This window comes from Stutzerimonas stutzeri, assembly GCF_002890915.1.
In the GTDB taxonomy this organism is placed as follows: domain Bacteria; phylum Pseudomonadota; class Gammaproteobacteria; order Pseudomonadales; family Pseudomonadaceae; genus Stutzerimonas; species Stutzerimonas stutzeri_AF.
The window spans coordinates 98111-121057 of the sequence record NZ_POUT01000002.1 but is presented as its reverse complement, the minus strand read 5'-3'; the positions used below and the strand labels follow the sequence as shown (position 1 = coordinate 121057).

At 63.6% G+C, this 22947-nt stretch carries 22 protein-coding genes; 3 read left to right on the top strand and 19 right to left on the bottom strand.

What is annotated here, in order from left to right; translation table 11 throughout:
* Position 1: 1 nt before the first annotated feature.
* From CXK94_RS04285 to rpsB, 10 genes are all read right to left on the bottom strand, one after another.
* Positions 2–505: an OmpH family outer membrane protein gene (locus CXK94_RS04285; RefSeq protein WP_037037767.1), complete on the bottom strand. Its 504-nt coding sequence runs from the start codon at positions 503–505 to the stop codon at positions 2–4.
* A 48-nt stretch (positions 506–553) separates the two neighbouring features.
* The gene (gene bamA / locus CXK94_RS04280) at positions 554–2905 is read right to left on the bottom strand and encodes an outer membrane protein assembly factor BamA (protein WP_102893420.1); all 2352 of its coding nucleotides are present in this window, start codon (positions 2903–2905) and stop codon (positions 554–556) included.
* 68 nt (positions 2906–2973) lie between these two features.
* Positions 2974–4326 (bottom strand): RIP metalloprotease RseP, encoded by a 1353-nt coding sequence (rseP, locus tag CXK94_RS04275; RefSeq protein WP_102893419.1) that lies wholly within the window; start codon positions 4324–4326, stop codon positions 2974–2976.
* 62 nt (positions 4327–4388) lie between these two features.
* Positions 4389–5579 carry a 1-deoxy-D-xylulose-5-phosphate reductoisomerase gene (gene ispC, locus CXK94_RS04270; RefSeq protein ID WP_180984379.1) on the bottom strand — a complete coding sequence of 397 codons (1191 nt, stop codon included), beginning with the start codon at positions 5577–5579 and terminating at the stop codon, positions 4389–4391.
* Positions 5576–6391: a phosphatidate cytidylyltransferase gene (locus CXK94_RS04265; protein ID WP_102893417.1), complete on the bottom strand. Its 816-nt coding sequence runs from the start codon at positions 6389–6391 to the stop codon at positions 5576–5578. The genes ispC and CXK94_RS04265 overlap by 4 nt, the downstream gene beginning before the upstream one ends.
* Positions 6385–7146 (bottom strand): polyprenyl diphosphate synthase, encoded by a 762-nt coding sequence (gene uppS / locus CXK94_RS04260; protein ID WP_037037721.1) that lies wholly within the window; start codon positions 7144–7146, stop codon positions 6385–6387. Before uppS ends, CXK94_RS04265 begins: the two co-directional genes overlap by 7 nt.
* 146 nt (positions 7147–7292) lie before the next feature.
* Positions 7293–7850, bottom strand: coding sequence for a ribosome recycling factor (frr, locus tag CXK94_RS04255; RefSeq protein ID WP_037037719.1), 558 nt, complete (start codon positions 7848–7850; stop codon positions 7293–7295).
* Positions 7847–8590, bottom strand: coding sequence for a UMP kinase (gene pyrH, locus CXK94_RS04250; protein WP_037037717.1), 744 nt, complete (start codon positions 8588–8590; stop codon positions 7847–7849). Before pyrH ends, frr begins: the two co-directional genes overlap by 4 nt.
* A gap of 200 nt (positions 8591–8790) precedes the next feature.
* Positions 8791–9654 carry a translation elongation factor Ts gene (tsf, locus tag CXK94_RS04245; RefSeq protein WP_102893416.1) on the bottom strand — a complete coding sequence of 288 codons (864 nt, stop codon included), beginning with the start codon at positions 9652–9654 and terminating at the stop codon, positions 8791–8793.
* Positions 9655–9780: 126 nt separating this feature from the next.
* On the bottom strand, positions 9781–10521 hold the full coding sequence (gene rpsB, locus CXK94_RS04240; protein WP_037037714.1) for a 30S ribosomal protein S2: 741 nt from the start codon (positions 10519–10521) through the stop codon (positions 9781–9783).
* A gap of 415 nt (positions 10522–10936) precedes the next feature.
* On the opposite strand from rpsB, the gene map reads away from it, so the two are divergent.
* Positions 10937–11719 (top strand): type I methionyl aminopeptidase, encoded by a 783-nt coding sequence (gene map / locus CXK94_RS04235; protein WP_102893415.1) that lies wholly within the window; start codon positions 10937–10939, stop codon positions 11717–11719.
* A 41-nt stretch (positions 11720–11760) separates the two neighbouring features.
* The gene (locus CXK94_RS04230) at positions 11761–14463 is read left to right on the top strand and encodes a [protein-PII] uridylyltransferase (RefSeq protein WP_102893414.1); all 2703 of its coding nucleotides are present in this window, start codon (positions 11761–11763) and stop codon (positions 14461–14463) included.
* Positions 14464–14492: 29 nt separating this feature from the next.
* Here CXK94_RS04230 and CXK94_RS04225 read toward each other — a convergent pair whose 3' ends face one another.
* The 7 genes from CXK94_RS04225 to CXK94_RS04195 form a co-directional block, all read right to left on the bottom strand.
* Positions 14493–14822 carry a Na+/H+ antiporter subunit G gene (locus CXK94_RS04225; protein ID WP_102893413.1) on the bottom strand — a complete coding sequence of 110 codons (330 nt, stop codon included), beginning with the start codon at positions 14820–14822 and terminating at the stop codon, positions 14493–14495.
* 10 nt (positions 14823–14832) lie between these two features.
* Positions 14833–15102, bottom strand: coding sequence for a K+/H+ antiporter subunit F (locus tag CXK94_RS04220; RefSeq protein ID WP_102893412.1), 270 nt, complete (start codon positions 15100–15102; stop codon positions 14833–14835).
* Complete coding sequence (locus tag CXK94_RS04215; RefSeq protein WP_102893411.1) at positions 15087–15587, bottom strand: Na+/H+ antiporter subunit E; 501 nt, start codon at positions 15585–15587, stop codon at positions 15087–15089. The genes CXK94_RS04220 and CXK94_RS04215 overlap by 16 nt, the downstream gene beginning before the upstream one ends.
* Positions 15584–17083 (bottom strand): monovalent cation/H+ antiporter subunit D, encoded by a 1500-nt coding sequence (locus CXK94_RS04210; RefSeq protein WP_102893410.1) that lies wholly within the window; start codon positions 17081–17083, stop codon positions 15584–15586. Before CXK94_RS04210 ends, CXK94_RS04215 begins: the two co-directional genes overlap by 4 nt.
* The gene (locus CXK94_RS04205) at positions 17080–17409 is read right to left on the bottom strand and encodes a Na+/H+ antiporter subunit C (RefSeq protein ID WP_037037706.1); all 330 of its coding nucleotides are present in this window, start codon (positions 17407–17409) and stop codon (positions 17080–17082) included. Before CXK94_RS04205 ends, CXK94_RS04210 begins: the two co-directional genes overlap by 4 nt.
* Positions 17409–20201: a monovalent cation/H+ antiporter subunit A gene (locus CXK94_RS04200; protein WP_102893409.1), complete on the bottom strand. Its 2793-nt coding sequence runs from the start codon at positions 20199–20201 to the stop codon at positions 17409–17411. The genes CXK94_RS04205 and CXK94_RS04200 overlap by 1 nt, the downstream gene beginning before the upstream one ends.
* A 216-nt stretch (positions 20202–20417) precedes the next feature.
* The gene (locus CXK94_RS04195; protein WP_102893408.1) at positions 20418–20879 is read right to left on the bottom strand and encodes a glycine zipper domain-containing protein; all 462 of its coding nucleotides are present in this window, start codon (positions 20877–20879) and stop codon (positions 20418–20420) included.
* Positions 20880–21049: 170 nt separating this feature from the next.
* Between CXK94_RS04195 and CXK94_RS04190 the strand changes: the two genes are divergently transcribed.
* Positions 21050–21286, top strand: a complete 237-nt coding sequence (locus tag CXK94_RS04190) for a hypothetical protein (RefSeq protein WP_102893407.1) — start codon at positions 21050–21052, stop codon at positions 21284–21286.
* A gap of 115 nt (positions 21287–21401) precedes the next feature.
* On the opposite strand, the gene pdxH is transcribed toward CXK94_RS04190, so the two are convergent.
* Together pdxH and CXK94_RS04180 are read right to left on the bottom strand one after the other, a co-directional pair.
* Complete coding sequence (pdxH, locus tag CXK94_RS04185) at positions 21402–22049, bottom strand: pyridoxamine 5'-phosphate oxidase (protein ID WP_102893406.1); 648 nt, start codon at positions 22047–22049, stop codon at positions 21402–21404.
* A 201-nt stretch (positions 22050–22250) separates the two neighbouring features.
* Complete coding sequence (locus CXK94_RS04180; RefSeq protein ID WP_037037702.1) at positions 22251–22871, bottom strand: OmpA family protein; 621 nt, start codon at positions 22869–22871, stop codon at positions 22251–22253.
* Positions 22872–22947 lie beyond the last annotated feature (76 nt).

Below are 22947 nucleotides of genomic sequence, written 5' to 3'. Positions count from 1 at the left end.
ATCAGCGCAGCTGGTTCATGCGCTCGATGACTTGGCGGGTGATGTCGTACTGCGGCTTGACATCGACCACGGCACCGCGCTCGAGCACCAGATCATAGTTGCCTTTCTTGATGACCTCTTCCACCGCCTGGTCCAGCTTGGGCTTGAGCTGCTTGAGCATGTCCCGGTCGGCGACGGCCTTGGCCTCGTTCAGCTCCTTGGACTGGAACTGGAAGTCACGCGCCTTCTGCTTGAATTCGAGTTCGAGGCGCTCGCGTTCGGCCTGCTGCATCTTGTCGCCATCCTTGACCAGGCGGTCCTGGATGCGCTTGGCATCGCTTTCCAGCGTCTTGAGCTTGGTCAGCTGGGGGCCGAACTTCTTCTCGGCATCCACCGCATAGCGCTTGGCGGCATCGGATTCGAGCAGTGCCATCTGGTAGTTCATGACCGCGATCTTCATCTCGGCGAACGCGGGGGTCGCCACCAGTGCGGCAACGACGAGGAACAGTTGAGTCAACTTACGCACGGTATACACCACTCCTGAAAGAAAGCACTGCAGCATGACGCTGCAGCGTTAGAATGTTTGTCCCAGCGAGAACTGGAAGACCTGGGTATCGGCATCGTCCGGCTTGACCACCGGCATCGCCAGGCTGAAGCTCAGCGGGCCCATGGCGGTGATCCAGGTCAAGCCGACACCGACCGAACTGGCCATGTCGCCGAAGTCGATGTCGCTGCAGTTCTCCGAGCCGGACGGGCAGTTGGTGTCGAATACATTACCAACATCCCAGAACAAGGAGGTGCGCAACGAGCGCTGGTCCTTGACGAACGGCATCGGGAACAGCACTTCCAGGCCCCCCTGGATCAGCACGTTGCCACCGAACGGCAGCGGATCCTGATCCGGATCGGCGATGGTTCCCGGCCGCGTTCCGTCGCTCGGCGTACTGCGCGGGCCGAGGCTGCTGTCCTCGAAGCCACGCACCGAGTTGAAACCACCGGCGTAGTAATGCTCGTAGAACGGCAGGCGCGAAGTCGAGCCGTAGGCGTCGCCGTAGCCCAGGCGGGTATGCATGCGCAGGGTGTAGTCCTTGCTCATCGGCACGAACAACTGGCCGTTGTAGTCGAGCTTGTAGAACGACAGGTCGCTGCCCGGGATGGTGGTTTCGAGGACCAGACTCTGCGAGTGGCCGCGGGTGGCCAGCACGCCGCGGTTCAGGGTCGATTCCGACCAGCCCACCGAGGCCTTGAAGTTGAGGAAGCTGTCGCCCTCCTCTTCCATGAAATCGAAGATCTCGTCGACGGTGTAGCGACCGGTATCCAGGTCGTCCTGCTGGATCGACAGGCCGAACGACAGGCGCGAGGTCTCGCTGATCGGATAGCCGATGTTCACGCCCGCGCCCAGGCTGTCCACCGAATAGCTGGACACGTCGTAGTCCAGTTCGTCGTAGTCGGTGGTGCGGTAGAAGGCGTTGTAGCCGAGGCTGACGCCGTCTTCGGTCCAGTAGGGGTCGACGAAGCCGAAGTTGTAGCGCGACTGGTATTCGCTGCGGGTCAGGCCGAGCGATACCCGGTTACCGGTGCCGAGGAAGTTGTTCTGGCTGATCGAACCACCGAGGATGAGGCCGGCGTTCTGGGCGAAGCCGATGCTCGCCATGATCGAACCGGAGGGCTGCTCCTCGACGCTGTAGTTGACGTCGATCTGGTCGTCGGTGCCCGGTACCTGCGGCGTCTCGACGTTGACTTCCTTGAAGAAGCCGAGGCGTTCGAGGCGGACCTTGGATTGGTCGATCAGGTAGGTCGAGGCCCAGCCGCCTTCCATCTGGCGCATCTCGCGGCGCAGCACTTCGTCTTCGGTCTTGGTGTTGCCGCGGAAGTTGATGCGGTTGACGTAGGCACGCTTGCCCGGGTCCACCACGAAGGTGATGGATACCGTGTTGTCCTCGTCGTGGGCCTCGGGCACGCCGTTGACGTTGGCGAAGGTGTAGCCCTCGTTGCCCAGGCGGCGGGTGATCAGCTCGGAGGTGGTGGTCATCACCTTGCGCGAGAAGACCTGCCCTTGCTTGGCCAGCAGCAGCGCCTCGATCTCTTCCTGCGGGACCTTGAGGTCACCACTGAGCTTGACGTCGCGAACGGTGTAGCGCTCGCCTTCGTCGATGTTGACGGTCACATAGACGTCTTTCTTGTCCGGCGTGATGGATACCTGGGTCGAGGTGATATCCATGTTGATGTAGCCGCGGTCCAGGTAATAGGAGCGCAGACGCTCGAGGTCACCGGAGAGCTTCTCGCGCGCGTACTTGTCGTCGTTGCGGAAGAAGGAAAGCCAGTTGGTGGTCTTGAGCTCGAACAGGTCGACCAGATCCTCGTCCGGGAACACCGTATTGCCCACCACGTTGATGTGCTTGATGGCGGCGACCGAGCCCTCGTTGATCTTGATCTTCAGCGCCACCCGGTTGCGCGGCTGCGGAACCACCTCGGTTTCGATGGTGGCGGAGTAGCGCCCCTGGGCCACGTACTGGCGCTGCAGTTCGTTGCGCACGCCTTCGAGCGTGGCGCGCTGGAAGATTTCGCCTTCGGCCAGGCCGGACTGCTGCAGACCGGACAGCAGGTCCTCGGTCTTGATCGCCTTGTTGCCCTCGATTTCGATCGCCGAAATCGAAGGACGCTCGACCACACTGATGACCAGCACGTTGCCGTCGCGGCCAAGCTGGATGTCCTGGAAGAAACCGGTTTTGAACAGCGCGCGCGTGGCATCGACCAGACGGTTGTCATCGGCCGACTCGCCGACATTCAGCGGCAATGCGCCGAATACGCTGCCGGCGGAGACCCGCTGCAACCCGTTGACCCGAATGTCGGAAATAGTGAAGGACTCAGCGTGAACTTCGGCAATCATCAATGCGGAAATAACCGCAGGTAGCAGCAGACGTTTCATGAAGTCCTTTCTTGTTCAAACCTGATAAATGAGCCGGCGCCTGGAGCGGCGACACTACGGATTCAGTGTTACAGGCGGCCAAGATCATTGACCAGCGCAAGCAGCATCACCCCTACTACCAGGCTGATGCCGATCTGCACTCCCCACCCTTGAACCCTCTCCGACAGAGGGCGCCCGCGGACCCACTCGACCAGATAGAAGAGCAGGTGCCCCCCATCAAGCACCGGGATAGGCAGTAAATTGAGAACCCCCAAGCTTATGCTCAGGTAGGCGAGGAAATTCAGGAAGTCCCCGACCCCGGACTGGGCAGAAGCGCCCGCCACTTTAGCAATGGTTATCGGGCCGCTCAAGTTTTTTACCGAGAGCTCCCCGAAGAGCATTTTCTTCAGGGAATCCAGGGTCAGGAGGCTCATGCTCCAGGTGCGCCTGCCCCCTTCCAGGACCGCATCGAGCGGCCCGAAACTGACCTTGCGCAGCATCTGCGCCGGCCATTCGCCCGCTGCGACCCCCGCCCCCAGATAACCACGGCGGGCCTCGCCCTCTCCGCGCGAAGCGAGGGTCAGGGACAGCTCCAGGCGCTGGCTGTCGCGCTCGATCGTCAGCGCGGCCGGCTGCCCCGGCAGCTGCTTCACCACATCGATGACCTGCTGCCAATCCTCCAGCGGCTGCCCGTTCAGGTCGAGCAGGCGATCGCCGAGGCGAATCCCGGCCGCCTGCGCGGGGCCTTCCGGATCGAGCTGTGCGATGACCGGCGCGATCTGCGGCCGCCACGGACGAATGCCCAGCGAGGTGATCGGATCGGGCTCCTCGACACCCTTCAACCAGTTCCGTAGCGGAATCTGCAGGTGCCGCTCAGCGGAACCATCGAGCTCGCGCACCGCCAGGTCGAGGCTGCCACTTTCACCGAGGCGCCGGACCAGTTGCAGGTTGACGTCGGACCAGCCGTTGACCGGCTTGCCGTTGACCGCGACGATCTCCTGCTCGGCGACCAGCCCGGCCTGCGCGGCGAGGCTGCCGGATTCCACCGCACCGACGACCGGGCGCACCTGCTCGCTGCCGAGCATCGCCAGCAGCCAGAAGAACACCAGGGCGAGCAGGAAATTGGCCAATGGCCCGGCCGAGACGATGGCGAAGCGCTGGCGTACGCTCTTGCGATTGAACGCACTGTCGAGCAACGCAGGGGGCACCTCGCCCTCGCGCTCGTCGAGCATCTTCACGTAGCCCCCCAGGGGGATCGCCGCGATCACGAACTCGGTGCCGTGGCGATCATGCCAGCGCACCAGCGGGCTGCCGAAGCCGACCGAGAAGCGCAGCACCTTCACGCCGCAGCGCCGCGCCACCCAGAAGTGGCCGAACTCGTGGAAAGTGACCAGCACCCCGAGTGCAACCAGGGTGCCGACGATCATGTAAAGCGCGCCCATTCGATCCTCCGGCCTAGAGCCTCTGCCGTTCCGTTGCGAACCGCGACGAATTCCCAGCAGCCCTATCGCCCGCGGCGACCCAGCCACTGCCCGGCAAGCTCCCGGGCCCGGCTGTCCGCCATCAACACATCTTCGAGACAACGGGTCGCAACCGACGCCTCACGATTCAATACGTCGTCGATGATACTCGCGATCTCGGTGAAGCGGATGCGTCGATTGAGAAACGCCTCCACCGCCACCTCGTTCGCCGCATTGAGCATCGCCGGCGACGTGCCGCCCGCCTGCGCCGCCGCCCGAGCGAGGCGCAGGCAGGGAAAGCGCCGATCGTCCGGCGCCTGGAAGTCCAGCCGGCCGATGCGCAACAGATCCAGCGCCGAAACGCCGGAGTCGATCCGCTCGGGCCAGGCCAGCGCATGGGCGATGGGCGTGCGCATGTCCGGATTGCCCAGCTGCGCGAGCACCGAGCCGTCCACGTAATCCACCATGGAATGGATCACGCTCTGCGGATGGACCACCACCTCGACCTGGTCGGGGCGTGCATCGAACAGCCAGCAGGCCTCGATCAGCTCGAGCCCCTTGTTCATCATGCTCGCCGAATCCACGGAGATCTTGCGCCCCATCGACCAGTTGGGATGCGCGCAAGCCTGCTCCGGAGTCACATGCTCGAGCTCGGCAGACGCGACCTCACGGAACGGCCCGCCGGAGGCGGTCAGCAGTATCCGACGCACACCGACGACCGGCAGCCCCCGGGAATAATCCGCCGGCAGGCACTGGAAGATGGCGTTGTGCTCGCTATCGATGGGCAGCAGCACCGCGGCGCTGTCACGCAGCGCCTGCATGAACAGCCCACCCGACATCACCAGGGCTTCCTTGTTCGCCAGCAGCACACGCTTGCCGGCCTGCACCGCGGCGAGCGTGGGGCGCAGCCCCGCCGCACCGACGATGGCAGCCATCACCACGTCGACATCCGGATGCCCGGCCACTTCGCTCAGGCCGCCCTCGCCGCTGAGCACCCGCGTATCCAGGCCATCGCCGAGCAACTGCGCCTGCAGCGCCCGCGCCTGCTCGTCGTCACCCACCACCGCATAGCGCGGCCGATGCGCCAGACAGAGGGCACGCAGTTCGGCAATGCGGCTGAAGCCGGTCAAGGCGAAAACGCCATAGCGCTGCGGATGACGGGCGATGACGTCCAGCGTGCTGAGCCCGATCGAGCCAGTGGCGCCCAGCACGGTTATCTGCAAGGGTCCAGTCACAGCACGCCCCATCCGGCCAGCCACAGCAGCACGACGAACAGCGGAATCGCCGCGGTAAGGCTATCGATGCGATCCATGACCCCGCCATGACCGGGCAGCAGCTGGCTACTGTCCTTGATGCCGGCGCTGCGCTTGAACATGCTCTCGGTCAGGTCGCCGATGACCGATACCAGCACCACCAGCGCCGCCCCCAGCAACGCAAGGATCAACTCGCGGGCGGACCAGCCGCGGTAGATGCCCACCGCCAGCGTGACCAGCAGACTGGTCAGCAGGCCGCCGATCAACCCCTCCCAGCTCTTGCCAGGGCTGACCTGGGGCGCCAGCTTGCGGCGGCCGAAGGTCTTGCCGGAGAAATAGGCACCGATATCGGCAACCCATACCAGAACCATCACCGCCAGGATCAGCCAGTTGCCGAGTGCCCACTGCTTAAGCAGGACCAGCGCCTGCCAGGCCGGCAGCAGGATCAGCAGCCCGATCAGCAGGCTGCCGGCGGAGCCGCCCCAGAACCGGCTGCTTTGCGGGTAGGTGAGCACCAGATAGGTGGCGGCCAGCCACCAGAGCACCGCCAGTGCCAGCAACCAGGGCGCCAGTACCGGAAACCGATAGAGCACGCCAAGCAGCACGACGACCAGCAGCGCGTAGCCGACCCGCATCGCCTGGCTGGCGAACCCGGCCAGGCGCGCCCATTCCCACGCCCCCAGGGCCACGACCAGACCGATGAACAAGGCGAAGGCAAGCCCGTGGAGCAGGAAGAATCCTACGATCGCGATGGGCAGGAGGATTGCCGCGGTGATGATTCGCTGTTTCAGCATTCGGCCTTGACCTCGCTTTCGACCTGTTCGCCGGTCTTGCCGAAGCGCCGCTGCCGCGTAGCGAAATCGGCCAGAGCCTTGCGCATGGCGACATGCTTGAAATCCGGCCAGTACAGATCGGAAAAATACAGCTCGGCGTAGGCGAGCTGCCAGAGCAGGAAATTACTGATGCGTCGCTCGCCGCCTGTACGGATGCACAGATCCGGCAGCGGCATATCGCCGGTCGCCAGGCAGCTCTGGAACAAGGCAGGCGTGATCTCGGCGGGATTGAGCCGCCCCGCCTGCGCTTCGGCGGCCAAACGCTGGGTCGCCTGGAGGATGTCCCACTGCCCGCCGTAGTTGGCGGCGACCTGCAGCACGAAGCGGTGGTTGCCGGCGGTCATTTCCTCAACCTCGCGCATGGCCGCCTGCAGTTCGGGGTGAAAACGCGAGCGATCGCCGATGATACGCAGGCGAATGCCGTTCTCGTCGAGCTTGCGCGCCTCGCGGCGCAACGCCGAGAGGAACAGCTCCATCAGGGCGCCCACCTCATCGGCGGGCCGCTGCCAGTTCTCACTGGAAAACGCGAACAGCGTCAGCACCTCGACACCGGAGTCGGCGCAAACCTCGATCACCGCGCGCACCGCGTCGACGCCGGCCTTGTGCCCGGCCACACCGGGGAGTAGACGCCTTTTCGCCCAGCGATTGTTGCCATCCATGATGATCGCTACGTGACGGGGTAGGTTCCGCCCGGCAATCTGCCTGACCTTTTCCATGAACAACTCTACTTGCGCTAGAACACGCTACAAACAAAAGACAAAGCTGCAAGCGGCAGCTTCAGGGCATCCCGCCTCCGTTGCGCGCGCGAGCCGGCAATGAAGCGAACTCGACGAACACGCCACGGAGGCATCCGATGCAAGCCTTATACGGCCATCAGGTCGGCTTCTTTGGCCTCGAGAGCCTTGTCGATCTCGGCAACGAACTTGTCGGTTAGCTTCTGGACGTCATCCTGGCCGCGACGTTCCTCGTCCTCGCTGATTTCCTTCTCCTTGACCAGGTCCTTCAACTGCGCCAACGCATCGCGGCGAATGTTGCGCACCGCGACGCGGGCGTTCTCGGCCTCGGCACGGGCCTGCTTGGTATAGCCCTTGCGCGTTTCTTCGGTGAGCGCCGGCATCGGCACGCGGATGGTGGTGCCGGCGGTTGCCGGGTTCAGCCCCAGGTCGGAGGTCATGATGGCCTTCTCGACCGCCTGGATCATGCTCTTGTCGAAGACGGTCAGCGCCAGGGTGCGCGAATCTTCCGCCACCACGTTGGCCACCTGGCGCAGCGGCGTGTCGGCGCCGTAGTAGGACACCATCACGCTGTCGAGGATGCTCGGGTGCGCCCGGCCGGTACGGATCTTGGCGAAGGCGTAGTCCAGCGACTCCAGGCTCTTCTTCATGCGCTCCTGCGCGTCTTGCTTGATCTCGTTGATCATTGGTTCGCTTCCTCGATCAGTGTTCCTTCGGCGCCGCCGAGCACGATGTTCAGCAGGGCGCCGGGTTTGTTCATGTTGAAAACGCGCAGCGGCATGGTGTGATCGCGGCACAGGCAGATGGCGGTCAGGTCCATCACGCCAAGCTTGCGATCGAGCACTTCGTCATAGGTCAGTTGCGCGAACTTCTCGGCATTGGGGTCCTTGAACGGATCGGCAGTGTAGACGCCGTCGACCTTGGTCGCCTTGAGCACCACATCGGCCTGGATCTCGATGGCACGCAGGCAGGCCGCCGAATCGGTGGTAAAGAACGGATTGCCGGTACCGGCGGAGAAGATCACCACTTCGCCGGACTTGAGATGACGCATGGCCTTGCGGCGGTCGTAGTGATCGGTCACGCCGACCATGGAAATGGCCGACATCACCAGCGCGGGGATGTTCGAGCGCTCCAGCGCATCACGCATCGCCAGGGCGTTCATCACGGTCGCCAGCATCCCCATGTGGTCGCCGGTCACCCGATCCATGCCCGCAGCGGAAAGCGCCGCGCCACGGAACAGGTTGCCACCGCCGATCACCAGACCGACCTCGACACCGATACCCACCAGTTGCCCGACCTCCAACGCCATGCGATCGAGCACCTTGGGATCGATGCCGAAATCTTCGGAGCCCATCAGGGCCTCGCCGCTTAATTTGAGCAGAATGCGTTTATAGCGAGGATTGCGTGCACTCATCTGCTGAGCCATTGGCGTGTAATCTCCTGCGGCGTGCTATGACTAGAACTGGATTGATCAGACAAAAAAATATCTGCGCTTTGACAACGCAACACTGAGTTGGTGCCAGGCGAAGACTATAACGTGACAGAAAAAACAATTCCGCCGCCCCATTCGACAAAGAGGCCGCGCGCGTAAGCGGGCAGCCTCTTCATCAGGACGACAGAGCGACCTTACTTCTTGGTGGCGGCCACCTGGGCAGCTACTTCGGCAGCGAAATCGACTTCGGCCTTCTCGATACCCTCGCCCACTTCGTAGCGAACGAAGGAAACGATTTCGGCACCGGCCTTCTTCGCCAGCTCGCCGACCTTGACTTCCGGGTTCTTGACGAACGCCTGCTCGACCAGGCTGGCCTCGGCCAGGAACTTGTTGATACGGCCCTTGACCATGTTCTCGACGATGTTCTCCGGCTTGCCGGCGATCTTGTCGGCGTTGAGCTGCATGAAGATTTCCTTCTCCTTGGCGATCAGCTCTTCGGACACGTCGGAGGGGTTCAGCACGGCCGGGTTGCTGGCCGCCACATGCATGGCGATTTCCTTCGCCAGCTCGGCATCGCCACCCTTCAGGGTAACCAGCACGCCAATGCGATGACCGTGCAGGTAGGCACCCACCACCTCGCCTTCGACGGCGGTCAGGCGACGGATGTTGACGTTCTCGCCACACTTGGCGACCAAGGCTTCGCGGGCGGATTCGCGGGAAGCGATCAGCGGGGCCACTTCGGTCAGCTTCTGCTCGAAGGCTTCGTCCAGGCTTTCCTTGACGAAGGCCTTGAAGTCGTCCTGCAGAGCCAGGAAGTCGGTCTGCGAATTGACTTCGATGATCAGGCCACGGCCACCTTCGACGCGAACGGCGATCGAGCCTTCGGCGGCGATGTTACCGGACTTCTTGGCGGCCTTGATGGCACCGGAGGCACGCATGTCGTCGATGGCCTTCTCGATGTCGCCGTTCGCGGCAACCAGTGCTTTCTTGCACTCCATCATGCCCTGGCCGGTACGCTCGCGCAGTTCTTTGACCAAGGCTGCAGTGATTTCTGCCATGTAGGGAATCCTCTCGATTGGTTTCTAACCATTCACCCACGGACTCGGGTGATCAATTCGCAAGAGACAAAAAGGGGGCCTAGCCCCCTTTTCGTTTATCGGGTGTCACGCTGCAGTGCGTCGCACTCAGCCCTGAGCCGCTTCGGAAGCCACTTCCTCGACGAACTCGTCGGCACCGCTGGCGCCGTTCTGGCGACCACGCAGGACGGCATCGGCCATCGAACCCAGGTACAGCTGAACGGCGCGGATGGCGTCGTCGTTACCCGGGATGATGTAGTCGACGCCTTCCGGGCTGCTGTTGGTATCGACGATGCCGATGACCGGGATGCCCAGCTTGTTGGCTTCGGAGATGGCGATGCGCTCGTGATCGACGTCGACGACGAACATGGCGTCCGGCAGGCCGCCCATGTCCTTGATGCCGCCCAGGCTGCGCTCGAGCTTCTCGAGGTCGCGGCTGCGCATCAGCGCTTCTTTCTTGGTCAGCTTCTCGAAAGTGCCGTCCTGGGACTGGGTTTCCAGCTCGCGCAGACGCTTGATGGAAGCACGGATGGTCTTGTAGTTGGTCAGCATGCCGCCCAACCAGCGATGATCGACGTACGGCGAACCGCAACGCGCAGCTTCTTCGCGAACGATCTTGCCAGCGGAACGCTTGGTGCCGACGAACAGAATCTTGTTCTTGCCTGCAGCCAGTTTCTCAACGAAGCGCAGGGCGTCGTTGAACATCGGCAGGGTCTTTTCCAGGTTGATGATGTGGATCTTGTTGCGCGCGCCGAAAATGTACTTGTCCATTTTCGGGTTCCAGTAACGGGTCTGGTGGCCGAAGTGCACACCGGCCTTCAGCATATCGCGCATGGTGACTTGAGACATGATAAGTCCTCGAATAAGTCGGGTTAGGCCTCCACGCGTCCCGATATCCAACTCTTTCGAGCACCCAGGATACCGTGTCGACACGTGTGTGGGGTTCAAGCGCAACGGGTAGTCCCGTCGAGCGGCGCGTTTTATAGCATAGAAAGCGGCTACAAGCTACAAGCTGGAAGCTGGAAGCTGGAAGCTGGAAGCTGGAAGCTGGAAGCTGGAACGGGTTCGGAACGGCGCAAAGGCCGTCAAGCCTTATCGAGGCAGATGCGGTTCCTGCAAGAGCGAGCCATGCTCGCGAACACTGGCCACGCAAGAGCGTCGCGGGCATGGTTCCTGCCCATGTCCGCCGGCCGCTTCCAGCTTCAGGGTTCCAGCTTCAAGCTGCTAACATACCGCCCTTTCCTTTCGTGCCCGAGAGCTTGCAATGACTGTCACCATCAAGACGCCCGAAGACATCGAGAAAATGCGCATCGCCGGGCGGCTCGCCGCCGAAGTGCTCGAGATGATCGGCGAACACGTCAAGCCTGGCGTCACCACCGAAGAACTGGACCGCCTTTGCCATGACCACATCGTCAACGTGCAACAGGCGATTCCGGCGCCCCTCAACTACAAGGGCTTTCCCAAGTCGATCTGCACTTCGATCAATCACGTGGTCTGCCACGGCATTCCCAACGACAAGCCGCTGAAGGATGGCGACATCCTCAACATCGACATCACCGTCATCAAGGACGGCTACCACGGCGACACCAGCAAGATGTTCCTGGTCGGCAAGACGCCGGAATGGGCGCAGCGGCTCTGCCAGATCACCCAGGAGTGCCTATATAAAGGTATCGAACTGGTGCGTCCGGGCGCCCGCCTGGGGGATATCGGCGAGGTGATCCAGAAGCACGCCGAAAAGAACGGTTTCTCGGTGGTGCGCGAATACTGCGGCCACGGCATCGGCAAGGTCTTCCACGAGGAGCCGCAAGTCCTGCACTACGGCCGCGCCGGCACCGGCCTGGAGCTCAAGGAAGGCATGACCTTCACCATCGAGCCGATGATCAACCAGGGCCGCGCCGAGACCCGCCTGCTCGGCGACGGCTGGACCGCCATCACCAAGGACCGCAAGCTGTCGGCGCAATGGGAGCACACCATCCTGGTCACCGCCGACGGCTACGAGATCCTCACCCTGCGCAGCGACGACACCATCGCACGCACCTCCGCCTGAGCCAGGCCCCACTCGATCGCGGTACCACGGGAGGATTTCGCATGCCCCAGGTTGATCCGGAACTGTTCGATCCCAGCCAGTTCCAGGCGGAACTGGCGCTCAAGGCAAGCCCCATTGCCGCGTACAAGAAGGCCATCCGCCAGGCCCGGCAGGTGCTGGACGAGCGCTTCAGGAGCGGCCGCGACATCCGCCGCCTGATCGAGGACCGGGCCTGGTTCGTCGACCAGATCCTGTACTCGGCCTGGAGCCGCTTCGATTGGGACAAGGGTGCCGACATCGCCCTGGTGGCGGTCGGCGGCTACGGCCGCGGCGAGCTGCACCCCTATTCCGACATCGACCTGCTGATCCTGCTCGACGACAACGACCAGGAGGTTTTCCGCGATTCCATCGAGGGCTTCCTCACCCTGCTCTGGGACATCGGCCTGGAAGTCGGCCAGGCCGTGCGCTCGGTCGCCGAATGCGCCGAGCAGGCCCGCGCCGACCTGACCGTCATCACCAACCTGATGGAAAGCCGCACCATCGCCGGCCCCGAGCGCCTGCGCCAGGCCATGCTGAAGGTCACCAGCACGCAACAGATGTGGCCAAGCAAGGAATTCTTCCTGGCCAAGCGCAACGAGCAGCGCGTGCGCCACTCCAAGTACAACAACACCGAATACAACCTCGAACCCAATGTGAAAGGCTCGCCCGGCGGCCTGCGCGACATCCAGACGATTCTCTGGATCGCCCGCCGCGAGTTCGGCACGCTGAATCTGCAGGCCATGGTCGACCAGGGCTTCCTCACCGAGGGCGAACACAGCCTGCTGACGGCCGCCCAGGAATTTCTCTGGAAGGTTCGCTACGGCCTGCACATGCTCGCCGGCCGCGCCGAGGACCGCCTGCTGTTCGACCACCAGCGCAGCCTCGCGGCCCTGCTCGGCTATGAAGACAACGATGCCAAGCTGGCCATCGAGCGCTTCATGCAGAAGTACTACCGGGTGGTCATGAGCATCGCCGAACTCAGCGATCTGGTCGGCCAGCATTTCGCCGAGGTGATCCTCTGGGAGGGCGACTCGGGTCCGGCGCAGCCGCTCAACAGTCGCTTCCAGGTACGCGACGGCTACCTCGAGGCGACCAACCCGACGATCTTCAAACGCACGCCGTTCGCCCTCCTGGAAACCTTCGTCCTGCTTGCCCAGCACCCGGACATCCAAGGCGTGCGCTCCGACACCATCCGCCTGCTGCGCGACCACCGCTACCTGATCGACGATGCATTCCGCCAGGACCTGCGCAACACCAGCCTGTTCATCGAACTGTTCAAGTGCAAGGAAGGCATCCACCGCAACCTGCGGCGCATGAACCGCTACGGCATCCTCGGCCGCTACCTGCCGGAGTTCGGCCATATCGTCGGGCAGATGCAGCACGACCTGTTCCACATCTACACGGTCGACGCGCACACGCTGAACGTCATCAAGTACCTGCGCAAGCTGACCAAGCCGGGCGTCGCCGAGAAGTACCCGCTGGCCAGCAAGCTGGTCGAGCGGCTGCCCAAGCCGGAACTGATCTACATCGCCGGGCTGTATCACGACATCGCCAAGGGGCGCGGCGGCGACCATTCGGAGCTGGGCGCGGTGGATGCCGAACAGTTCTGCAACCGCCACAAGCTACCGGCCTGGGATACCCGCCTGGTGGTCTGGCTGGTCGAAAACCATCTGGTGATGTCGACCACGGCGCAGCGCAAGGACCTGTCCGACCCGCAGGTCATCAACGACTTCGCCCAACGGGTGGGCGACGAGACGCACCTGGACTACCTCTACGTGCTGACCGTCGCCGACATCAACGCCACCAACCCGACATTGTGGAATTCCTGGCGCGCCAGCCTGCTGCGCCAGCTCTACACCGAGACCAAGCGCGCCTTCAAGCGCGGCCTGGAAAACCCGCTGGACCGCGAAGAGCAGATTCGCCAGACCCAGCGGGCGGCGCTCGACCACCTGGTACGCAGCGGCACCGACCCGGACGATGCCGAGCAGCTCTGGGCGCAACTGGGCGACGACTATTTCCTGCGGCATACCGCGATGGACGTGGCCTGGCATACCGACGCGATCATCGAGCACCCGGACGATGGCGGGCCGCTGGTACTGATCAAGGAGACCACCCAGCGCGAATTCGAAGGCGGCACGCAGATCTTCATCTATGCGCCCGACCAGCACGACTTTTTCGCCGTGACCGTGGCCGCCATGGACCAGCTGAACCTGAACATCCACGACGCGCGCATCCTGACCTCGAGCAGCCAGTTCACCCTCGATACCTACATCGTGCTGGATGCCGACGGCACTCCGATCGGCAACAACCCCGTGCGCATCGAGGAGATTCGCCAGGGCCTGATCGACACCCTGCGCAATCCGGACGAGTACCCGGCCATCATCCAGCGCCGCGTGCCGCGCCAGCTCAAGCATTTCGCCTTCCCGCCGCAGGTCACCATCCACAACGACACGCAGCGGCCGCAGACCATCATCGAGATCATCGCGCCGGACCGCCCCGGGCTGCTGGCACGAGTGGGCCAGCTGTTCCTGGCCTTCGACCTGTCGGTGCAGAACGCCAAGATCGCGACCCTCGGCGAACGCGTGGAGGACGTGTTCTTCGTCACCAATGCCGATAATCAGCCGCTGTCCGACCCGCAGCTCTGCGAACGCCTGCAACAGGCACTGGTCGAGGAGTTGCAGCAGGAGAACGAGCAGCAGCCCTCGCCCAGCAGCTTCCTGATCTGAAACGCCGCTCGCGGGAGCGGCGTTTCAGATCAGTCCCAGGGCTTGCCGCGGGTCTGCTCCGTGCAAGGCAGTTTCTGCTGCATCGCCGCCTTGGCCAGCATGTGCGCACTGACCGGGGCGGTGATGAAGAGGAACAGGGTGATCAGCAGCTCGTGCAGGCTCAGGCCATCGTTCTGGCTGCTGAAGAAGATCATCGACGCCACCACGATGCCGCCGACGCCCAGCGTCGTCGCCTTGGTCGGCCCGTGCAGGCGGGTATAGAAATCGGGAAGACGATACAGCCCGATCGCTCCGACCAGCGCGAAAGCGCTGCCGACGATCAGGAACACGCAGACCAGCACTTCAATCCAGAAAGGCATATCGCTCTCCTCAGTCGATGATATCGCCGTGCAGCAAGTGCTTGCCCACCGCGACGGTACTGACGAAGCCCATCACCGCGATCAACAGTGCCGCCTCGAAGAACAGATCGGACGCGAGCCAGATACCGAACAGCACGATCAGCGCCAGGGCATTGATGTAAAGGGTATCCAGCGCGAGCACCCGATCCGGCATGTCCGGCCCCTGGATCAGGCGCACGACGTTGAGCACGGCTGCCAGGCCGAGAACGGCCAGGCAGAAAGGAATCACGTAGGCGAGCATTCGAAAATCTCCAGTAGCGGCGCTTCATAGTTGCGCTTCACCTCAGCGACGAGCATCTCGCTATCCGGCACATCCAGCGCATGGAGGATCAGTGTCTTGCGATCCTCACTGAGGCCGGCCGAGACGGTGCCCGGCGTCAGCGAAATGATGCTGGTCAACGTCGCCAGGACGAACTCGCTCTCGATCGCCACCGGCACTTCGACGAAGGCCGGCCGCAGATGACTCCTGGGGCCGAGCACCAGCTTGGCCACGTGGATGTTGGCGACCGCGATGTCGTAGAACACCTTGAACGTGAACAGGACCAGCTTGAGCGGCTTGCGCACCCGTGGCACCTCGATCAGGAAGCCGCGCACCAGCAATGGAATCGCCCAGCCGAGAAACAGCCCCAAGAGCAGATGAGCGAAACTCAGCGTATTGTTCAGCAACAGCCAGATCAGCGTGAGCAGCAGCGTCAGGGCCGGATTGGGTAGCCAGCGGGCCTTCATGCCTCACCTCCCGAGACGATCTGCAGATAGGGCGTCGGATCGAGCAGCTGCGCCGCGGCAGCCTGGACATATGCCTGCAGCGGTTGCGCGACAGCCACCAGCAGCAGGCTGCCGAGCAGCAGGCCGAGCGTGGCCAGCACCCGGACCGGATCGGCCGCCAGGCCGATTGCCGCCTCGCTGGAGCGCCAGAACACCAGGCTGCCGGCGCGGCTCAGGGCAATCAGCATGCCCAGCCCGCCGACCAGTACCACGCCCCAGAGCAGCATCGCCTCCGCCCCCGGGGCGACGGAGCGCAAGAGCATGAGCTTGCCGAGGAAGCCCGAAAAGGGCGGCAACCCGGCCACCGAAATCGCCCCGGCGAAGAACATCGCGCCCAGCAACAACGGCTGGCGCAGGGCCGGAGCGGAAATCAGGTCGGTGCCGAGTTCGCCGCGCTGGCGGGCGATGAGATCGGCCAGCAGGAACAGCGCCCCCGCGATGAGGGTGCTGTGGATCAGGTAATACAGGGCCGCGGCCAGACTCTGTTCGCTGCCGATGGCGACCCCCGCCAGCAACGTGCCGACCGAAGCCACCACCAGATAAGCCAGCAGCACCTGCAGATTGCGTGCGGCCAGCGCCCCGATCACTGCCGCCCCCAGGGTGAGCAGCGCCAGCGGCCAGAGCCAGACCATGACCAGGTTGCTCAGCTCGCCGGCCTCGCCGCCGAAGATCAGCGTGAATACCCGCACGATGGCATACAACCCGATCTTGGTCATGATCGCGAACAGCGCGGCAACCGGCGCAGTGGCCGAGGCATAGGCCCGCGGCAGCCAGAAATACAACGGCATGACCGCCCCCTTGAGGGCGAAAACCACCAGCAACAGATATCCCGCGGCCGCCACCAGCGGCGCCTCGCCTGGCCCGACCCGACTCACGCGCAGCGCCAGATCGGCCATGTTGAGCGTGCCGAGCAGGCCGTAGAGCATGCTCACCCCGATCAGGAACAGCGAAGAGCCCAGCAGGTTCAACACCACGTAATGCATGCCCGAACGTACCCGTCGCGGGCCATGGCCGTGCAGCAGCAGCGCATAGGAGGAGATCAGCAGAATCTCGAAGAACACGAAGAGATTGAACAGATCGCCGGTGAGGAACGCACCATTGATGCCCAGCAACTGGAACTGGTACAGCGCATGGAAGTTCGGCCCACGTTCGTCATCGCCGCGGCAGGCGTAGAGCGCGGCGAAACCGGCCAGCACGGCGGTGACCAGCAGCATCAGCGCGCTCAGGCGATCGAGCATCAGGATGATGCCGAATGGCGGTTGCCAGTTGCCCAGCGCATAGGTGCGCAACTGGCCGTCACCCGCGAGCAGCAGCAACCAGAGGGCGACCGGCACCAGCGCCCAGGTGGCCGCCAGCGAAAGCAGGCGCTTGGCCGGCTTGCCCAGGCGGTGGAACAGCAGCAACGCCGCGCCCGTGAACAACGGCAGGAGGATCGGCAGGATCAAGGCATGCTTCATTTGCTCGGCTCCTGCCCATCCACATGGTCGGTGCGCAGCTCGCCGATGCTGCGCAGCGCCAGCACCACCACGAAGGCGGTCATGGCGAAGCCAATGACGATGGCGGTCAGCACCAGCGCCTGCGGCAGCGGGTCACCGTAACTGCCGCTCTTGCCGATCACCGCCGGCACCCCGGTCGCGAGCCGGCCCATGGAGAAGATGAACAGGTTGACCGCATAGGAGATCAGCGTCAGCCCCATGACCACCGGAAAGATCCGTGCGCGCAGCAACAGATAGACCCCACTCGCCGTCATGACCCCCAGGGTGATCGCGAATAGCGCCTCCATCACACCACCTCCTTGCTGGACTCGTCCTGACTGACGTGACCGATATTGGAAAGAATCAACAGGGTCGCGCCCACCACCACCAGATATACCCCCAGGTCGAAAAGCATCGCCGTCGCCAGCTCGAACTCGCCGATCAGCGGCAGATGGAAATGATCGAACGCCGACGTCAGGAACGGATAACCGAAGAGCCAGCTGCCCAGGCCGGTCAGCCCGGCAATCAGCAAACCAGCCCCGCTCAGGGTGTGATAGCTGAGCGGCTGGCGCTCCTGGGCCCAGGCCACCCCGTGCGAAACGTACTGGAGAATCAGCGCCACGGCGGTGATCAGGCCGGCGATGAAGCCACCTCCCGGCAGATTGTGCCCACGCAGAAAGATGAACACCGAGATCAGCAACGCCATTGGCAGCAGCGTCCGGGCCAGCGTATCCAGCACCATGGGATGCTTATCGGTGGACCAGAGCCGCCCGGCGTAGTCGCGAACCGGGTGCGGCAGGTGCAACCCGTGCAACAGGCCGTAGATCGCCACGCCGGCGATGGCCAGGACACTGATCTCGCCCAGCGTATCGAAGCCACGGAAGTCGACCAGAATCACGTTGACCACGTTGGCCCCGCCACCGCCGGACACGCTGTTCTCCAGGAAATAGGCGGCGATGCTGTCGTACGGGCGGGTCAGCACCGTGTACGCCAGCAAGGCGACCATGGTGCCGCAACCGCCGGCCAGCAGCAGATCCCTGAAACTGCGCAAGCTGCTGGACTCGGCCGGCGTGCGATCCGGCATGAAGAACAGCGCCAGGATCAGCAGGATGATCGTCACCACTTCCACGGACAACTGGGTCAAGGCCAGATCCGGCGCCGAGTAGCGGGCGAAGAGCAGTGCCACCATGAGCCCGACGACACTCAGCACCATCAGCGCCACCAGCCGGCGGCGGTGGAACAGCACGGTGAGCAACGAGGTGAGAACAAGGATAGCCATGCCCAGCACCGTGATAGCGTCCAGCGGTGTCAGGGCCACCGTGCCGTGCAGCGACGCCAGCGGCGTCAGTGCGAACACCACCAGCACCAGGCTGCTGATCAGCATGAGCGCGATGTAGCGCTGCAACGAACCGTTGTCCAGCAGGCAATTGATGTAACGGGCGGCCAGCGTCAGCCCGCCGATGACCCGCTCGAAGACCTCCAGGGAGTCGACCGAAGGCAGCCCGTCATACCAACGGAATGCCCACTTGCGCAGCGAGTAGATGACAATGCCGCCGATCAGCGCGACGAAGCTCATGGCCAGCGGCAGGTTGATGCCGTGCCAGATCTTCAGGCTGTACTCGGGCACGTTGCCGTTCAAGGTGCCCGACACGGCGGCGGCCAGCAGCGGCCCCACCGTGAAGGCAGGCAACATGCCCACCAGCAGGCAGAGCAGCACGAGAATCTCCACCGGAATCTTCATGTAGCGCGCCGGCTCGTGCGGCGGGTATTTCGGCAGGTCGATGGGCTCGCCATTGAAGAACACGTCGTGCACGAAGCGCAGCGAATAGGCCACCGAGAAGGCGCTGGCCAAGGTCGCCACCGCCGGGATGGCCCAGTAGAAGCTGCCGAGCAGATGCTGTTCGAGCGTTTCGGCGAAGAACATCTCCTTGCTCAGGAAGCCATTGAGCAAGGGCACCCCGGCCATCGCCAGCGAAGCCACCATGGCAAGCGCCGCGGTGTGCGGCATGTACTTCCACATGCCATTGATGCGGCGCATGTCACGGGTGCCGGTTTCATGGTCGATGATTCCGGCCGCCATGAACAACGAGGCCTTGAAGGTCGCGTGGTTGATGATGTGGAAGATCGCCGCCACGGCCCCGAGGCGCGAGTCCAGGCCGAGCAGCAGGGTGATCAGCCCCAGGTGGCTGATGGTCGAGTACGCCAACAAACCCTTGAGATCGTGCTGGAACAGCGCCATCACCGCGCCCAGCAGCAACGTGGCCAGGCCGGTCATGCTGACCAGGTAGAACCACCACTCCGATTCCGCCAGCGCCGGATAGAGCCGCGCGAGCAGGAATACCCCGGCCTTGACCATCGTCGCCGAATGCAGGAATGCCGAGACCGGCGTCGGAGCCGCCATCGCCTGCGGCAGCCAGAAATGAAATGGAAACTGCGCCGACTTGGTGAAGACGCCGAGCAGCACCAGAATCAGGGTCAGCGGGTACAACGCGTTGCCCCGGATCAGATCGCCCGCGGCCAGCACCGCGCTCAACTCGAAGCTGCCGACGATATGGCCGATCAACAGAATCCCGGCCAGCAGCGCCAAGCCACCGCCGCCGGTGACCGCCAGTGCCATGCGTGCGCCCTGCCGGGCATCGGCACGGTGGTTCCAGTAGCCGATCAGCAGGAACGACGACAGGCTCGTCAGCTCCCAGAACATCAGCATCAGCAGCAGGTTCTCGGATAGCACCACGCCGAGCATGGCGCCCATGAACAGCAGGAAGAAGCCATAGAAGCGCCCCATCGGGTCCTTCTTCGACAGGTAGTAGCGGGCGTAGAGAATCACCAGCAGGCCGATCCCGAGGATCAGCAGGGCGAAGAGGAAACCCAGGCCATCGAGCCGCAGGCTGAGGTTCAGGCCCAACTCCGGCAACCAGTCGGAATGGGCGATTTCGGTCTGGCCGGCAAATACCCCGGCCCGTTTGGACAGCAAAAGAATCAGCGCCGCCAATGGCGCCATGGCTGCGCCGAATGCACAGGCCGAGCGCCCGAAGCGCTCCAGCAGCAGGGGCAGGAAAATGCCCAGAAATGGCAAAGCGATAATCAGCGCAAGCGCCATGAACGAGACCCCTTAAGCCACCGATTCGGAGGCATTCTTATCCTTGGCAGGCAAAGCAACTGCCTGAAGCAGCACACAAATGTGCGCCCGATTATCCATACGGATGATGCTGGCGTCATGAATTCATGTATTTCGAAAAACGAAAGGCGCTGCCCCCGCTCCTTTCGGAGCGGATGGCAGCGCCTTGCGGGATGGGCCCGGTGTCAACTCATGGCGTCATGGCGCAACGCGGCTGGTACCACTGACGGTCATGATGCGCACCCGCTGGCCGACGCGGAATACCTGGTTGGGCTCGACCTCCTGAACGTAGGCGCGAACATTGCCATCATCTTCACGCACGGTGATTTCCACACCCTGGGTTCGCGTGATCCCCTCCTCGGCCGCCGCACCCAGCATGCCGCCGGCCACCGCACCGATGACCGCAGCCACCGCGCTGCCCCGCCCACCGCCGACACCACTGCCGGCAACCCCGCCGACGACCGCGCCGGCGCCAGCGCCGATGGGCGTCTTGGTGCCCTCGATCTGGACCGGGCGCAGGGACTCGATGGTGCCATAGCGCACAGTCTGAACGGCACGCGCCTCGTCCCGGGAATAGGTATCCCCGGTCAGGCTGGACGCGCATCCCCCCATGGCCAGCGCCAGAGCAGTGAAGGAAGCGACACAAATGGACTTGCGCATTGGGAATTCTCCTGAGAAACAGCTGTTTCACTCCGATGGACTGCAATGGGCGGCCACGATGAAAAAGCGCTTGGCAACTTCACCATCCTGACTCAGCATTCGCCCCCGTCGAGCATACTTATGCCCTATGCGAGTCGAACCTGGCTCGCCTCCTTCCAACGAGACTGCCCATGGATTACTTCATCATAGCCATCACAACCGTGGCCGGCTTGGCTTTTCATGCCTGGTTGATCGTCCGCTTTCGTCGCTGGGCCGACCGCGACCTGGCGTTGTCGATCGCCGGCAGCGATCCGGACAGGCGCGCCTGGATGCTGCAACGGCTCGCCGAGGCCAAGCTGCAGAAGGTCAGACGGCGGGAACTGCAGGCATGGCTCGAGCAGCAGGCGCAGCGCTACCCGGAAGCCTGAGACAACGCATCCCCGGAAGGCTGGCACTGATCCGGGTTAATCTTCGACACCGCTACAGCCTCCGCCCGATACCAGCCTTCGCCATCCGATCCGCGCCTTTCCGGAAACAGCAGGCTCAGGGCGCCAGGCGCTCACGCCGCCAGCCGTTGGCAACCAGACGGTAATCGAGCCGGTCGTGCAGACGGCTCGGGCGTCCCTGCCAGAACTCGATGCGCTCCGGCAAGAGACGATAACCGCCCCAGTGCGGCGGACAGTGCGGCGCCTTGTCGAGGAAGCGTTGTTCGGTCTCGGCCAGCAGCCGTTCCAGCTCTGCCCGATCGCGGATCACCTGGCTCTGCGGCGACGCCCAGGCTCCCAGCCGGCTGCCCAGCGGCCGCACATGGTAATAGGCATCCGACTCCTCTTGAGTCACCTTCTCCACGCGCCCTTCGATACGCACCTGGCGCTCGAGGGTCGGCCAGAAGAAGGTCATCGCCGCATACGGCGTCGCCTGCAGTTCCTGCCCCTTGGCACTGTCGTAGTTGGTGAAGAAGGTGAAGCCGCGCTCGTCCAGCGCCTTGAGCAGCAGGACCCTGCAATGCGGCCGCCCCTCGGCATCGACCGTCGCCAGGGTCATCGCGTTGGGCTCCACCGGGGCCTGCTCGGTTTGCATCGCCTCGGTGAACCACTGACGGAACAGACCGAAGGGCTCGGCCGGCGCATTGGCCTCGCTGAGTCCGTCACGGGTATAGTCGCGGCGCATATCGGCCAGGGTCTGGATCATCGCGTGGCTCCTAGTTATCGAATAGGCAGGCCTCGGCGTAGCGGGTGATTCACAGCTGGCAGAGGGCAATGAACCGGGTCGACCTGCGGAGGACAAGCTTATCCGTTTTCACCTGCGATCCGCTTGATTCAAGGCAAGCCCGCCCAACGAAAACAGGCCCGCATGCGGGCCTGTTCGGATTCACGCCATCTGCATGGCGCCTTATTTGACCGCCTCGGCCGTCGCCACCTGGGTCGCCGCCGGGGCCGGCTGGTTGTACTCGGCGAGCAGGGCCAGCAGCGTGGTCTGCGGCGCCAGCACCATCTCGACCCGGCGATTCAGCGCACGGCCTTCCTTACTGTCGTTGGCCGCACGCGGCATGTCGGAGCCCAGGCCCCGAATGCGCAGCCGATCATGCTTGAGGCCGCTCAGGCGGAAGATGGCCGCGACCGCGCCGGCACGCTCGCGGCTGATGGTGCGATTGATTTCGTCGGAACCGGTGCTGTCGGCATGGCCGAGCACGATCACCGCCGTCTTGTCATCCTGCTCGACCAGCTTCGCCACACGGGTGATCGGTGCAAGGGTGACCGGCAGCAGCATGCCCGGGCGATCCGGGTTGAAGGAGGAGTCCACCGGTGCGGTGACCACCAGCACGCTGTCACGACGCTCCAGTTCGAAACGACTGTCCTTGAGGGCCTCGCGAAGGCGCGTCTCGTAATCGTCGAGCCAGGCTGCATCGATCTTCGGCGCGACGGCCGCGACCTCGGCAGGTTTTTCACTATTGGAGCTACAGCCGGTAACGATCATGCAGAGAATCAGGGAGGCGCTCTTCAGCAGGTTCATGTGCAAGGTTCCGTCGACCAGAAGCGTTCAGGAGAGGCACGCCCCATCCAAGCGGGCGGCTAGTGAAGTATGGGCT

Bases quoted from the DNA above. Each gene is read 5' to 3' on its own strand.
- bamA (WP_102893420.1), bottom strand. From the start codon at position 2,905: ATGAAACGTCTGCTGCTACCTGCGGTTATTTCCGCATTGATGATTGCC.
- rseP (WP_102893419.1), bottom strand. From the start codon at position 4,326: ATGGGCGCGCTTTACATGATCGTCGGCACCCTGGTTGCACTCGGGGTG.
- CXK94_RS04265 (WP_102893417.1), bottom strand. From the start codon at position 6,391: ATGCTGAAACAGCGAATCATCACCGCGGCAATCCTCCTGCCCATCGCG.
- uppS (WP_037037721.1), bottom strand. From the start codon at position 7,146: ATGGAAAAGGTCAGGCAGATTGCCGGGCGGAACCTACCCCGTCACGTA.
- frr (WP_037037719.1), bottom strand. From the start codon at position 7,850: ATGATCAACGAGATCAAGCAAGACGCGCAGGAGCGCATGAAGAAGAGC.
- pyrH (WP_037037717.1), bottom strand. From the start codon at position 8,590: ATGGCTCAGCAGATGAGTGCACGCAATCCTCGCTATAAACGCATTCTG.
- tsf (WP_102893416.1), bottom strand. From the start codon at position 9,654: ATGGCAGAAATCACTGCAGCCTTGGTCAAAGAACTGCGCGAGCGTACC.
- rpsB (WP_037037714.1), bottom strand. From the start codon at position 10,521: ATGTCTCAAGTCACCATGCGCGATATGCTGAAGGCCGGTGTGCACTTC.
- map (WP_102893415.1), top strand. From the start codon at position 10,937: ATGACTGTCACCATCAAGACGCCCGAAGACATCGAGAAAATGCGCATC.
- CXK94_RS04230 (WP_102893414.1), top strand. From the start codon at position 11,761: ATGCCCCAGGTTGATCCGGAACTGTTCGATCCCAGCCAGTTCCAGGCG.
- CXK94_RS04225 (WP_102893413.1), bottom strand. From the start codon at position 14,822: ATGCCTTTCTGGATTGAAGTGCTGGTCTGCGTGTTCCTGATCGTCGGC.
- CXK94_RS04220 (WP_102893412.1), bottom strand. From the start codon at position 15,102: ATGCTCGCCTACGTGATTCCTTTCTGCCTGGCCGTTCTCGGCCTGGCA.
- CXK94_RS04215 (WP_102893411.1), bottom strand. From the start codon at position 15,587: ATGAAGGCCCGCTGGCTACCCAATCCGGCCCTGACGCTGCTGCTCACG.
- CXK94_RS04210 (WP_102893410.1), bottom strand. From the start codon at position 17,083: ATGAAGCATGCCTTGATCCTGCCGATCCTCCTGCCGTTGTTCACGGGC.
- CXK94_RS04205 (WP_037037706.1), bottom strand. From the start codon at position 17,409: ATGGAGGCGCTATTCGCGATCACCCTGGGGGTCATGACGGCGAGTGGG.
- CXK94_RS04200 (WP_102893409.1), bottom strand. From the start codon at position 20,201: ATGGCGCTTGCGCTGATTATCGCTTTGCCATTTCTGGGCATTTTCCTG.
- CXK94_RS04195 (WP_102893408.1), bottom strand. From the start codon at position 20,879: ATGCGCAAGTCCATTTGTGTCGCTTCCTTCACTGCTCTGGCGCTGGCC.
- CXK94_RS04190 (WP_102893407.1), top strand. From the start codon at position 21,050: ATGGATTACTTCATCATAGCCATCACAACCGTGGCCGGCTTGGCTTTT.
- pdxH (WP_102893406.1), bottom strand. From the start codon at position 22,049: ATGATCCAGACCCTGGCCGATATGCGCCGCGACTATACCCGTGACGGA.
- CXK94_RS04180 (WP_037037702.1), bottom strand. From the start codon at position 22,871: ATGAACCTGCTGAAGAGCGCCTCCCTGATTCTCTGCATGATCGTTACC.